13 protein-coding genes are annotated in these 13,279 nt (G+C 66.3%); 11 read left to right on the plus strand and 2 right to left on the minus strand.

What is annotated here, in order from left to right; genetic code table 11:
• Positions 1-39 precede the first annotated feature (39 nt).
• From RMCN_RS08935 to RMCN_RS08945, 3 genes are read left to right on the plus strand one after another with little or no spacing between them, the layout of a single operon-like run.
• On the plus strand, positions 40-729 hold the full coding sequence (locus tag RMCN_RS08935) for a class I SAM-dependent methyltransferase (protein ID WP_067388482.1): 690 nt from the start codon (positions 40-42) through the stop codon (positions 727-729).
• 52 nt (positions 730-781) lie between these two features.
• The gene (locus RMCN_RS08940) at positions 782-1,222 is read left to right on the plus strand and encodes an acyl-CoA thioesterase (protein WP_067388483.1); all 441 of its coding nucleotides are present in this window, start codon (positions 782-784) and stop codon (positions 1,220-1,222) included.
• 16 nt (positions 1,223-1,238) lie between these two features.
• The gene (locus RMCN_RS08945; protein ID WP_064413040.1) at positions 1,239-1,679 is read left to right on the plus strand and encodes an SRPBCC family protein; all 441 of its coding nucleotides are present in this window, start codon (positions 1,239-1,241) and stop codon (positions 1,677-1,679) included.
• A 10-nt stretch (positions 1,680-1,689) separates the two neighbouring features.
• Here RMCN_RS08945 and RMCN_RS08950 read toward each other — a convergent pair whose 3' ends face one another.
• Both RMCN_RS08950 and RMCN_RS08955 read right to left on the minus strand, forming a co-directional pair.
• Positions 1,690-2,028 carry a hypothetical protein gene (locus RMCN_RS08950; protein ID WP_067388485.1) on the minus strand — a complete coding sequence of 113 codons (339 nt, stop codon included), beginning with the start codon at positions 2,026-2,028 and terminating at the stop codon, positions 1,690-1,692.
• A 245-nt stretch (positions 2,029-2,273) separates the two neighbouring features.
• Complete coding sequence (locus RMCN_RS08955) at positions 2,274-2,966, minus strand: GntR family transcriptional regulator (RefSeq protein WP_234787620.1); 693 nt, start codon at positions 2,964-2,966, stop codon at positions 2,274-2,276.
• Positions 2,967-3,199: 233 nt separating this feature from the next.
• Between RMCN_RS08955 and fadD5 the strand changes: the two genes are divergently transcribed.
• From fadD5 to RMCN_RS08995, 8 genes are all read left to right on the plus strand, one after another.
• Positions 3,200-4,771, plus strand: coding sequence for a fatty-acid--CoA ligase FadD5 (gene fadD5, locus RMCN_RS08960; RefSeq protein ID WP_409366047.1), 1,572 nt, complete (start codon positions 3,200-3,202; stop codon positions 4,769-4,771).
• Between the two features lie 212 nt (positions 4,772-4,983).
• A complete protein-coding gene (locus tag RMCN_RS08965) occupies positions 4,984-5,781 on the plus strand; it encodes an MlaE family ABC transporter permease (RefSeq protein ID WP_067294127.1) in 798 nt (265 codons plus the stop codon).
• Between the two features lies 1 nt (position 5,782).
• Entirely contained in the window at positions 5,783-6,652 is an 870-nt protein-coding gene (locus tag RMCN_RS08970) for an MlaE family ABC transporter permease (RefSeq protein ID WP_067388487.1), read from the plus strand.
• A 4-nt stretch (positions 6,653-6,656) separates the two neighbouring features.
• Positions 6,657-7,868 (plus strand): MCE family protein, encoded by a 1,212-nt coding sequence (locus RMCN_RS08975; protein ID WP_067388488.1) that lies wholly within the window; start codon positions 6,657-6,659, stop codon positions 7,866-7,868.
• On the plus strand, positions 7,865-8,896 hold the full coding sequence (locus tag RMCN_RS08980; RefSeq protein WP_067388490.1) for a virulence factor Mce family protein: 1,032 nt from the start codon (positions 7,865-7,867) through the stop codon (positions 8,894-8,896). The genes RMCN_RS08975 and RMCN_RS08980 overlap by 4 nt, the downstream gene beginning before the upstream one ends.
• The gene (locus RMCN_RS08985; RefSeq protein WP_067225413.1) at positions 8,893-10,467 is read left to right on the plus strand and encodes an MCE family protein; all 1,575 of its coding nucleotides are present in this window, start codon (positions 8,893-8,895) and stop codon (positions 10,465-10,467) included. Before RMCN_RS08980 ends, RMCN_RS08985 begins: the two co-directional genes overlap by 4 nt.
• A gap of 3 nt (positions 10,468-10,470) precedes the next feature.
• A complete protein-coding gene (locus tag RMCN_RS08990) occupies positions 10,471-12,126 on the plus strand; it encodes a virulence factor Mce family protein (protein ID WP_067080312.1) in 1,656 nt (551 codons plus the stop codon).
• Positions 12,126-13,277 carry an MCE family protein gene (locus RMCN_RS08995; protein ID WP_067080309.1) on the plus strand — a complete coding sequence of 384 codons (1,152 nt, stop codon included), beginning with the start codon at positions 12,126-12,128 and terminating at the stop codon, positions 13,275-13,277. Before RMCN_RS08990 ends, RMCN_RS08995 begins: the two co-directional genes overlap by 1 nt.
• Positions 13,278-13,279: the final 2 nt, after the last annotated feature.

The following is a 13,279-nucleotide window of genomic DNA, read 5'->3' on the forward strand; positions in this document are numbered from 1 at the left end:
GCGATGCGTGCGTGACGTTCCCACTCCTACGTTTGCGCCATGACCGAAGTCGCCGATATCCAGTCGAGCAGCGAACTCCGCGGAAAGCCGCAATCCGCCGCGTGGCTGCGGATCTTCGCTCTGGCGTACGACCCCTTGCTGTGGCTGGGTGAGACCGCAGGCATGCGTCGCAGGCGCGCCGCGCTGCTGGCCGATGCCTACGGCCGCGTCGTCGAGATCGGCGCCGGAACCGGACTGAACGTTGCGCACTATCCGGCGGCGGTCACCGAGCTGGTGCTCACCGAACCCGAGCCGGGGATGCGCAGGAAGCTCTCGCGTCGTATACGCCGGCACGGTTCTGCCACAAGGGTTGTCGACGCCAAAGCAGAGCACCTACCATTCGCCGACGCGTCGGTGCACACCGTCGTCTCCACGCTCGCCCTGTGCACGGTCGACGAGCCTGAGCGTGTGTTGCGCGAGATTGCACGCGTGCTCCGGCCCGACGGGCAGCTGCTGTTCATCGAGCACGTGCGCGCAAGCTCGCGATTTCTGGCCGCGTGCCAGGACAGACTCGCCGAACCGTGGCGTCACTTCGCCGGTGGCTGCCGTTGCAACCGCGACACCGTCGGGCACCTACGCGCCTGCGGCTTCACGGTGTCGGCCCAACACGCCGTCTGGCGCGCCATGCCGGCGATCGTCCACCCCCTGGCCATGGGACGTGCGACACGAACCGATCTCGTCCAGGAATAGGGATGCGTTTGCGAGCGCACCCTGCAAGTAGCGGCCCTGCAAGACTGGTGGCATGGCCGAACAGGCGCACACCGGTGCCGACTTTCCGGTGCACTGGCCGGTGACCACCAGGTGGGCCGACAACGACATGTTCGGGCATCTCAACAACGCGGTGTACTACGCGTTGTTCGACTCGGCGATCAACGGCTGGATCAACACCAGCGTCGGGATCGACCCGCTGACCGTGCCGTGGTTGGGTGTGGTCGCCGAATCGGGGTGCCGATATCTGGCGGAGCTGCGGTTCCCCGAACCGCTCACGGTCGGCCTTGCGGTCAGTCGTCTGGGCACCAGCAGCGTCACCTACCGGTTGGGGCTCTGGCAGCACGACGGCCCGACCGCCGCGGTGGGGCACTGGGTCCATGTCTATGTCGACCGGGAAAATCGGCGGCCGGTACCGATCCCGGGGCCGATCCGCGAGCTGCTGGAATCGGCGCGCGTGGACCATCAGGCGTAGTAGATATGCTCGTCGGATGCCGCTCGTGAGCAAAACCGTCGAGGTGGCGGCCTCCGCCGACGCGATCATGGGAATCGTCGCCGACTTCGAGGCCTACCCCCAGTGGAACGAAGAGATCAAAGGGTGCTGGGTGCTGGCCCGGTACAACGACGGCCGGCCCAGCCAGTTGCGCCTCGACGTCGTCGTGCAGGGACAGGCGGGCACCTTCATCACCGCGGTCTACTACCCGGGCGAGAACCAGATCTTCACCGTCCTGCAGCAGGGCGATCACTTCGAGAAGCAGGAGCAGAAGTTCTCGGTCGTAGCCCTCGGGGCGACATCGCTGCTGACCGTCGACCTCGACGTCGAGACCAAGCTGCCCATTCCGAAGCCGATGGTGAAGAAGGCGATCGGGGACACGCTGGACTACCTGGCCGACAACCTCAAGGCCCGCGCCGAACAGCTGGCCTCCACGTAGGGCCGGTTCGTCAATCGGGCAGCGCATCCAGCCACTTCTCGAAGTCGCGGCCGGCGAGCATGTCGGCTTCCGCCCGCAGATCCATCACTCGTTTGCGAATCCGGTCCGCGGTCGAGCGCGGCGTGTGGCCCGGTCCGTAGAGTCCGCGCCGCAGCCGCCGCACCCGGCCGTGGGCAATCTCCCAGCGCAAGGCATCGGAGATCCACTTGGGAGCCGGTCCGGGTAGCGCGAAGTTGTAGTAGTCGATCGCGTCGATCAGGTCCGTGATGGTCGTCGGGCCGTGCTGGGACAGATAGAACGTCAGCACGTACCGCAGTTCGACGCCGTAGATGTGCCGTTTCCTGGTCATGGCCACGAATGTGCCGCGGGCGACCGACAGTTTCCGTCCACCGCGTCACATCATCCCCAGGCAGTCACGGGCGTTTGCGCCACCGACCATTCGCGAAGGTGCCCACCTCACAGCGAAAAACTCGCTGGCAGCGAATTATTCGCTGATAGCCGGGCACTGGATGAAGTGGTGGGCAGCAGCTCGACGAAGTGGTGGGCAGCGGGCCGTATTAACGGACGGGTGCCCGGCGCCAGGGGGCGGAAGCCTCAGCTCCACAACCCCGTCTCGTCGAGCCGCGCGATCAGCCGCTGGGCCCCGTCGGTGAACTCGCCGGCGGTCAGCGCGACGACGGTATCGACGTCGCGTCGGCGTAGCGCCGCAGTGAGCTCGCGGTGGGTCGCCACCGCCGAAACTCCCCACTGCGGATCGCCCGCGTAGATCTTTCCGGGCAGATAGCGCGCGACGTGGAGAAGAAACCAGGCCAGCTTGATCCGGCCGGTCGCCCGGTTGAAGGCACGGTGGAAGACGAACTCCGCGGCGGCGATCTCCTCGACGTCGTGGCGCGCGACCGCCAGCTCCAACTCGTCGTTGAGCCGGTCCAACTCGTCGATCTCGTCGATGGTGATGCGCTCTGCGGCCGTGGCCGCCAGCTCCCGCGCGATGGTCGCCTGCAGCCAAAAAATGTCCTCGACGTCGGAACGTGACAGCGGCACCACCACGTGACCGCGGTGCGGTTCGAGCGCAACCATGCCTTCGCCCCGCAGCGTGCGCAGCGCCTCGCGTACCGGGGTGATGCTCACCCCGAGCGCGGCGGCGGTCTCATCGAGCCTGATGAAGGTGCCCGGCCGCAGCACGCCGGTCATGATGTCGGCACGCAGACGCGCCGCGACCTCGTCGGACAGTTGTTCACGCCGTACCCTCCGCCGCGGCCTCGTGGGCCGTGCGGTCGGTGCGTTCACTGTGTTCTCCGGTGCGATCTGGCCATGGTTGACGAGGGCTTGTACCCGAGCGGCCGAGGCCATAGTGTGACCGGGGCAACACCATGTTTGATCAAATGTCAAACGCGCGCAACCCCGAGATCTGGAGCAAGCAGCAGTTGAGTTCCCTCCCGCCGCCGGACCCCGACCCCACCACGCAGCCGTACCTCGCTCGCAGGCAGAACTGGACGAATCAGCTGGCCCGCCACGCGTTGATGCAGCCGGACGCCACCGCGCTGCGCCACCTCGGCAAGACCACGACCTGGCGTGAGCTCGACGAGCGGGTGAACGCGCTGGCCGGCGCGTTGAGTCGCCGCGGGGTGAGCTTCGGTGACCGGGTGCTGATCCTGATGCTCAACCGCACCGAGTACGTCGAGGCCTTCCTGGCGGTCAACAAGCTCGGCGCGGTCGCGGTTCCGGTCAACTTCCGCATGACCCCGCCCGAGATCGCGTTCCTGGTCGGTGACTGCCAGGCCAAGGTCGTCATCACCGAGGCGGTGTTGGCCAACGTCGCCACCGCGGTGCGAGACATCGACTCGACGCTGACCACCGTCATCGTCGCCGGCGGCGCCACCGAGAACGACGTGATCGGCTACGACGACCTGATCGCCGAGTCCGGTGCGCCGGCGCCGGTCGTCGACATCCCCAACGACTCCCCGGCGCTGATCATGTACACCTCCGGCACCACGGGTCGGCCCAAGGGCGCGGTGCTCACCCACACCAACATCGCCGGGCAGGCGCTGACGTTCCTGTTCACCAACGGCGCCGACATCAACCACGACGTCGGGTTCATCGGCGTGCCGATGTTCCACATCGCCGGCATCGGCAACATGATCCCGGGCCTGCTGCTGGGCAGACCGACGGTCATCTACCCGTTGGGCGCGTTCAACCCGGACGAGCTGCTCGACGTCCTCGAAGCCGAGCAGGTGACCGGGATCTTTTTGGTGCCCGCACAGTGGCAGGCGGTGTGCGCCGCCCAGCGGGCACGGCCCCGTCAGCTGCGGCTGCGGGTGCTGTCCTGGGGCGCCGCGCCGGCGTCGGACACCCTGCTGCGCCAGATGGCCGAGACCTTCCCCGGCACGCAGATCCTGGCCGCGTTCGGCCAGACGGAGATGTCGCCGGTGACCTGCATGCTGTTGGGTGAGGATGCGATCCGCAAACTCGGATCGGTCGGCAAGGTGATCCCGACGGTGGCGGCGCGTGTCGTCGACGAGGACATGAACGATGTTCCGGTCGGTCAGGTCGGCGAGATCGTCTATCGTGCACCGACTCTCATGGCCGGCTACTGGAACAATCCCCAGGCCACCGCGGAAGCGTTCGCCGGCGGCTGGTTCCACTCCGGCGATCTCGTCCGTCAGGACGAGGAGGGCTATGTCTGGGTGGTCGACCGCAAGAAGGACATGATCATCTCGGGCGGAGAGAACATCTACTGTGCCGAGGTGGAGAACGCGCTCGCCGCGCACCCCGCGATCGCGGAGGTCGCCGTCATCGGCCGCCCGGATGAGAAGTGGGGCGAGGTCCCCGTGGCCGTTGTCGCGCTGGATGCCGCTCTCAGCGCGGCCGAGCAGACCCATCTCGACCTGCGCGAGCTCGACACGTTCCTCGACGAGCGCCTCGCCCGGTACAAGCACCCGAAGGCCGTCGAGGTCGTTGATGCGTTGCCGCGCAACCCCGCCGGCAAAGTCCTGAAAACCGAACTCCGCGCACGGTTTGGGGCCGCGAAGCCGGTTGACGCCGCTGAAAGCAGCTCCGAAGGTACGGTTTCTGCTGCGCCACAGCCGAATTAGAGAACGGAATCGGGTTTGCTAACGGTTACAGGCACAATCCGGCCGATGCCCTGCACGGCGGGAATCGCATCGGGTACATTCCTGTGGTCTGTCTTACTACCGACCGGTAGCGAGACGGGGATAACAACAATCAGGTCGGGGCAAGGAGGGGTCGTGCGACAGGGGCTGCCGGTGCACCGCGACAGTCGCCGTTGCGCCACGGGAGCACACTGGTGACGGCGTCGACCGGCGTTGTCGGTTACGTACGCGATCAGGTCAGACCCGGCCTGGAAGCGGTCGGCGGCTTCGTGCGCATGTGCGTTCTCGTCGGTAAAGCACTGCTCAGGCCGCCGTTCCAGTGGCGCGAGTTCATCCTGCAGAGCTGGTTTCTGATGCGGGTGGCGTTCCTGCCGACGCTGGCGGTCTCCATCCCGCTGACCGTGCTCCTGATCTTCACGCTCAACATCCTGCTGGCCGAGTTCGGCGCCGCCGACGTCTCCGGTGCGGGGGCGGCCATCGGCGCCGTCACGCAGCTCGGGCCATTGGTCACGGTGCTCGTGGTCGCCGGCGCGGGCTCGACCGCCATCTGCGCAGACCTGGGAGCACGCACCATCCGCGAGGAGATCGACGCGCTCGAGGTCCTCGGCATCGACCCGATCCACCGCCTGGTGGTGCCCCGCGTCGTCGCCTCCACCTTCGTCGCGCTGCTGCTCAACGGCGCGGTGATCACGGTCGGCCTCGTCGGTGGCTTCATCTTCGGCGTATACCTGCAGAACGTATCGGCAGGCGCGTACGTCTCGACGCTGACCCTGATCACCGGACTGCCCGAGGTCGTCATCTCGATCATCAAAGCCATGACGTTCGGCCTGATCGCCGGCCTGGTCGGCTGCTACCGCGGCCTGACCGTCGCCGGCGGCGCGAAGGGCGTCGGCACCGCGGTCAACGAGACCCTGGTGCTCTGCGTCATCGCGCTGTTCGCGGTCAACGTGGTCCTGACCACGATCGGTGTCCGGTTCGGAACAGGGAGCTGACGTGTCGACGACAACGGTCCTGCGTTCTCGGTTTCCGCGGGCGTACGAGCGCACCAAAGGTGTGGCCAGCGCACCCGCACGGTTCCTAGACAGCGTCGGGCACGTCGCGTGGTTCGTCATCACCTCTGTCGGGTCGATCGGCCACGCACTGCGCTACTACCGCAAGGAGACACTGCGCCTGATCGCCGAGATCGGCATGGGCACGGGCGCGATGGCCGTGATCGGCGGCACGGTCGCCATCGTCGGCTTCGTGACACTGTCCGGTTCGTCGCTGGTCGCGATCCAGGGCTTCGCCTCGCTCGGCAACATCGGTGTCGAGGCGTTCACCGGCTTCTTCGCCGCGCTGATCAATGTGCGCATCGCCGCTCCGGTCGTCGCGGGTCAGGCGCTGGCCGCCACCGTCGGCGCGGGCGCCACCGCCGAGCTGGGCGCCATGCGCATCAGCGAGGAGATCGACGCGCTCGAGGTGATGGGCATCAAGTCGATCTCGTACCTGGTGTCGACCCGGATCATGGCGGGCTTCATCGTGATCATCCCGCTGTACGCGATGGCGATCATCATGAGCTTCCTGTCCGCACAGGTGACCACCACGTTCTTCTACGGCCAGTCGATCGGCACCTACGAGCACTACTTCCGAACGTTCCTGCGTCCCGACGACGTCTTCTGGTCGTTCATCCAGGCAGTGATCATCTCGGTCATCGTGATGCTCAACCACTGCTACTACGGCTACTTCGCCAGCGGCGGCCCGGTCGGCGTCGGCGAGGCCGTCGGTCGCTCGATGCGCGCCTCGCTGGTGGCGATCGTCTGCGTGGTCCTGTTCGCCTCGTTGGCGCTCTACGGCGTCGACCCGAACTTCAACCTGACGGTGTAGCGCCATGACCGCCCCACTGAACAATCCCCGCACCCCGCCGTACAAGCTGGCCGGTTTGGTGCTGAGCCTGCTGGCAGTCGTCGGGCTGGTGCTGGTGTACATGCAGTTCCGCGGCGACTTCCTGCCGCGCGAACAGCTGACGATCATCTCCGCGCGGTCGGGCCTGTCCATGGATCCCGGCGCCAAGGTCACCTACAACGGCGTCGAGATCGGCCGGGTGGCGGACGTGGAAGCGGTCAACGTCGGCGGTGAGCCGAGGGCCAAGATCCTCCTCGACGTGGATCCGAAGTACCTCGAGCTGATCCCGAAGAACGTCGATGCCAGCATCGATGCGACCACCGTCTTCGGCAACAAGTACATCAACTTCTCGTCACCGGAAAACCCGACACCGCAACGCATCACGTCGTCGGACGTGATCGACGTGACCACGGTGACAACGGAGTTCAACACCTTGTTCGAAACGGTCGTGTCGCTCTCCGAGCAGGTCGACCCGATCAAGCTGAACCAGACTCTGAGCGCAACGGCGGAGGCGCTCGACGGGCTGGGCGATCGCTTCGGCCAGTCGATCATCAACGGCAACGAGATCCTCACCGACGTCAACGCCAGGATGCCCGAACTCGCGCGGGACAACCGGCTGCTGGCCGACCTCGGCGAGGTGTACGCCGACGCGGCGCCCGACCTGTTCGACGGACTGGAGAACGCCGTCACCACCGCCCGCACGCTCAACGAGCAGCAGGGCAACATCGACCAGGCCCTGATGGCAGCCGTCGGATTCGGCAACACCGGTGCGGACATCTTCGAGCGCAGTGCGCCGTACCTGATTCGCGGCACCGAAGACCTTCTGACGACATCGAAGACGCTCGACGAGTACAGCCCTGCGCTGTTCTGCACCATTCGAAATTTTCACGACGTGGAGCCAAAAGTCGCTGCATCCCTTGGCGGCAACGGGTATTCGCTGCAGACCCTGTCCACCATTGAAGGCGCCGGTAACCCCTATGTGTATCCGGACAACCTGCCGCGGGTGAACGCGCGCGGTGGCCCCGAGGGCCGGCCGGGCTGCTGGCAGCCGATCACGCGCGACCTGTATCCCGCGCCGTATCTTGTGGCGGACACGGGTGTTTCGATCGCGCCGTACAACCACTTCGAGTTGGGCCAACCGATCCTGATCGAATACGTCTGGGGTCGCCAAATCGGGGAGAACACGATCAACCCATGAAAATCACCGGTACCGCAATCAAGCTCGGCGCCTTCTCACTGGTGCTGTTGCTCTTCACCGCGATCATCGTGGTGGTGTTCGGACAGGTGCGCTTCGACCGCACCACCAGCTACTCGGCGATCTTCTCGAGCGCCAGCGGGCTACGCGCCGGCCAGTTCGTCCGCGCGTCGGGCGTCGAGGTCGGCAAGGTTGACAGCGTCGAGTTGGTCAACGGCGGATCGCAGGCGAAGGTCGAATTCAATGTCGACCGATCGCTGCCGATGTTCGAGGGCACCACCGCCTCGGTGCGGTACCTGAACCTCATCGGCGACCGCTATCTGGAACTCAAGCGGGGTGACAGCGACAAGCGGCTGCCCAGCGGCGCAACGATCCCGCTCGAGCAGACCCAGCCCGCACTGGATCTCGACGCGCTGATCGGCGGCTTCCGGCCGGTGTTCCGCGCGCTGGACCCGGAGAAGGTCAACACCATCGCCGAGTCGATCATCACGGTCTTCCAGGGCCAGGGCGGCACGATCAACGACATCCTGGACCAGACCGCCTCGCTCACATCGGCGCTGGCCGACCGCGACCAGGCGATCGGCGAGGTGATCCGCAACCTGAACACCGTGCTGGACACCACGGTCAAGCATCAGGCCGAGTTCGACCAGACCGTGCAGGATTTCGAGAAGCTGATCACCGGCTTGAAGAACCGCGCGGATCCGATCGCCACCTCGGTCGGGGATATCAGCGACGCGGCGGGCACGGTCGCCGACCTGCTCGCCGACAACCGGCCGCTGCTGCAGAGCACCGTCGGACATCTCGAGGTCATCCAGCAACCGCTGATCGATCAGAAGGACGAGCTCAACGACTTGCTCACCAGGCTGCCCACCGCGTTCAAGATCATCGGCAGGGCCGGCGGTATCTACGGCGACTTCTTCAACTTCTACGCCTGCGATATCTCCTTGCGGCTCAACGGCCTTCAGCCGGGTGGGCCGGTCCGGACCGTCAAACTCTTCAGTCAGCCGTCGGGTAGGTGCACACCGCAATGAGGACGCTCGAAGGGTCGAACCGGGTCCGTGGCGGGTTGATGGGAATCATCATCCTGATCATCGTCATCGGCGTGGGACAGAGCTTCGCCAGTGTCCCGATGCTTTTCGCATCGCCCACCTACTATGCGTACTTCTCTGACACCGGTGGCATCGGCACGGGCGACAAGGTGCGCATCGCTGGCGTGGACGTCGGCGATGTGCGCAGCATGGAGATCGAGGGCGACAAGGTCAAGATCGGCTTCGGGCTTGGCGGGACGCAGATCGGCACCGACAGCCGCGCCGCCATCCGCACCGACACCATTCTCGGACGCCGCACCATGGAGATCGAGCCACGCGGTTCGGAACCGTTGCGCGCGAACGGCGTTCTGCCACTCGGCCAGACGACGACGCCGTACCAGATCTACGACGCGTTCTTCGACGTGACGAAGGCCGCCTCGGATTGGGACACCCAGACCGTGAAGCGTTCGCTGAACGTGCTCTCGGAGACCATCGACCAGACCTATCCACACCTGAGCGCCGCGCTCGACGGGGTGGCCCGGTTCTCCGACACCATCGGCAAGCGCGACGAGGACATCAAGAAGCTGCTGAGCAACGCCAACAAAATCGCGGGCATCCTGGGCAGCCGCAGTGAACAGATCAACCAATTGCTGGTCAACGCCCAGACCTTGCTCGGCGCGATCAATGAGCGCCAGTACGCGGTGAGCATGCTGCTCGAGCGCGTCGGCTCGTTCTCCGAACAGGTCAAGGGCTTGATCGACGACAACCCGAACCTCAACCGGGTGCTCGAACAACTCCGCGTGGTCAGCGGCGTGCTGGTCGACCGCAAGTACGACCTGATGGACACCCTGACCACGGTCGCAAGCTTCGTGGCGTCGCTCGGTGAAGCGGTCGCTTCGGGCCCGTACTTCAAGGTCATGCTGGTCAACCTGCTGCCGGGCCAGATCCTGCAGCCGTTCGTGGACGCCGCCTTCAAGAAGCGCGGTATCGACCCGCAGAAGTTCTGGCGCGACGCGGGCCTGCCCGCCTGGCGGTTCCCGGACCCGAACGCGCAGGGCTTCGAGAACGGCGCCCCGCCGCCGGGACCGGCCGTGCTCGAAGGCACCCCCGAGAACCCGGGACCCGGTGTGCTGAAGGGCTCACCGTGCTCGTACACGCCGCCGGCCGACGGTCTGCCGACACCAGGCGACCCGCTGCCCTGCGCGGATCTGTCCGTGGGGCCGTTCGGCGGTCCCGCGTACGGGCCACCCAATGTGGCGACCTCTGACCCGAATGTGCACGGCCCGCAGCCGTCTCCGGGCGTGCCGGCCGCGGCGATTCCGGGTCAGATCTCGCCGCCGGTGCCGGGTGCGGACATGCCGCTGCCGCCGGCCCCGCCAGGAGCGCGCACAGTGCCGGTCGGGCCGCAACCGCCGCTGCCGCCGGATTTCACGCCGGGCATCGCACCGTTGCCACCGGCGTTGCCCGCGCCGGCGGTCCCGGGCCCCGGTCAGCAGCTGCCACCCGCCAACACGCCACCGCTGCCGGGGAACCCACCGTTCCTGCCGCCACTCTCTCAGGGACAGGGGGGCTGATCGATGACAACGATCTTCAACATCCGAAACCTGAAGTTGCCCAAGGTTTCCCGGGTGACCGTCATCATCGGCGCGCTGGTCGTGGTGCTGGCGTTGGTGGCCGCCTTCGTCGGGTACAACCTGTACAAGAAGCTGACCACCAACACCGTCGTCGCCTATTTCACCGACACGCTGGCGCTGTATCCCGGCGACAAGGTGCAGATCATGGGGGTGAAGGTCGGCTCGATCGACGCGATCGAACCGGCCGGCGACAAGATGAAGGTCACCTTCCACTACGAGAACAAGTACAAGGTGCCCGCCAACGCCACCGCGTCGATCCTGAACCCGAGCCTGGTGGCGTCGCGCACCATCCAGCTGTCGCCGCCGTACACCGGCGGGCCGGTGATGGAGGACGGTGCGGTCATCCCGCTGGAGCGTACGCAGGTGCCGGTCGAGTACGACGAGCTGCGTGACTCGATCAACCGGATCCTGACCGATCTGGGGCCGACGCCGGAGCAGCCCATGGGCCCGTTCGGCGACATCATCGAATCCGCGGCCGACGGCTTCGCGGGCAAGGGCAAGCAGCTCAACGAGACGTTGAACAACCTGTCGGAGGCACTGTTCGCGCTCAACGAGGGCCGCGACGACTTCTTCAGCGTGGTGAAAAGCCTGGCGCTGTTCGTCAACGCGCTGCACCAGAGCGATCAGCAGTTCGTCGCGCTGAACGACGATCTCGCCGAGTTCACCAACGCGTTCACCAACACCGACCGCGAGGTCGCGAACGCACTGCAGGACCTCAACCAGCTGTTGACGACCACCCGCGGGTTCCTCGACGAGAACGCCGAGGTGCTCACCACCGACGTCAACAACCTGGCCGAAGCGACCACCGCGATCCTGCAACCAGAGCCGCGCAACGGTCTGGAGACCGCCCTACACGTGTTCCCGAATCTCGGCGCGAATCTCGTGAATATTGCTTCTCCGGTCACCGGTGGCATAAACAGCTACGCCGTCATAAACAACTTCGCCAATCCGCTGCAGTTTGTGTGCAGTGCAATCCAGGCGGGCAGCCGGCTGGGTTATCAGGAGTCGGCCGAGATGTGCGCGCAGTACCTAGCGCCGATCCTGGACGCGATCAAGTTCAACTTCCCGCCGTTCGGGATCAACCAGTTCAGCTCGGCGATGACGCTGCCCAAGCAGATCGCCTACTCCGAGCCGCGGCTGCAGCCGCCGCCGGGCTACAAGGACACGACCGTGCCGGGCATCTGGTCACGCGACACCTTGTTCTCGCACGGCAACCACGAACCGGGCTGGGTCGCCGCGCCGGGTATGCAGGGTGTCGACGTGCAACCGTTCACGGCGAACATGATGACCCCGGAGTGCCTGGCGGAACTGTTGGGCGGACCCAACTGTGTGGTCCCCGCGGCACCGCCGGCGTTCGGCACGACGCGCAACGGCAATCTGCCCGGTCCGCCGAATGCCTTCGACCAGAACAACCCGCTGCCGCCGCCGTGGTACCCGCAGCCGGGCCCGCCGCCGCCGCCGGCGCCGGGTGTGATCCCGGGCGATCCGGGCGGAGCGGCGATGGCCGGCCCGCTGCCGGCTCCCGGCCCGGGACCGGGGCCCGCTCCGGCCGCGCCCGCCCCGGCAGGGCCGCCGCTACCAGCAGAGGCAGGTCGGTGATGAGCGTTCGTAGGTGGAGCAGGTTCGCGCAGCGAGCCGTCGCGCTGGGCGCGGTCGCGCTCGTGCTGAGTTCCTGCGGTAACTGGAAGGGCATCGCGAACGTGCCGTTGCCGGGCGGTCCGGGCACGGGGCCGAACGCGACGACGATCTATGTGCAGATGCCGGACACCTTGGCGCTCAACGTGAACAGCCGGGTGCGGGTCGCCGACGTCTATGTCGGCCGGGTGCGCGCCATCGAGCTGAAGAACTGGGTCGCGACGCTGACGCTGGATCTGCAGCCCGACATCGAACTGCCCAGGAACGCCCTAGCCCGCATCGGCCAGACCAGCTTGTTGGGTTCACAGCATGTGGAGCTGGAGCCGCCGCCGAACCCGTCGCCGGAGCCGCTGCAAAGCGGTGACACGATCCCGCTCGCGAACTCGTCGGCCTACCCGAGCACCGAGCGGGTGCTGGCGAGCATCGCCACCATCCTGCAGGGCGGCGGGGTGCAGAACCTCGAGGTCATCCAGACCGAGATCTTCAACGTGCTCAACGGCCGGGCCGATGAGATCCGCGAGTTTTTCAACAAGCTGGACACGTTCACCGCCGAATTGAACCAGCAGCGCCAGGACATCACGCGCGCAATCGATTCCACCGACCGGCTACTCACGATCGTCGCGGAGCGCAACAACACGCTGGACCGGGTGTTGACCGAGTTCCCGCCGCTGATCAAGCATTTCGCGGAGACGCGCGATCTGTTCGCCGACGCGGTGGAGGCCGTCGGCCGGATCAGCCGGGCCGCAGACAACGCGTTGGCGCCGGCCAGCGACAATCTGCACACCAACCTGCAGAACCTGCAGCGGCCGCTCAAGCAGCTCGGGCGGGCGTCGCCGTACCTGATCGGCGCCCTCAAGCTCATGCTCACCGCGCCGTTCTCGATTGAGAACGTGCCGAAGGTGATCCGCGGCGACTACCTCAACGCGTCACTGATGGTGGACTTGACACTTTCGTCGCTCGACAATGCAGTACTGACGGGCACGGGCCTTTCCGGGATGCTGCGCGCGCTGGAGCAGGCGTGGGGTCGCGACCCGGCGACGATGATCCCGGATGTGCGGTTCGTGCCGAACGCGCACAACGCACCGAACGGCCCGCTGGTGGAAAGGGGTGAGTGAGC

This window comes from Mycolicibacterium novocastrense (genome assembly GCF_001570485.1).
Lineage (GTDB): Bacteria > Actinomycetota > Actinomycetes > Mycobacteriales > Mycobacteriaceae > Mycobacterium > Mycobacterium novocastrense.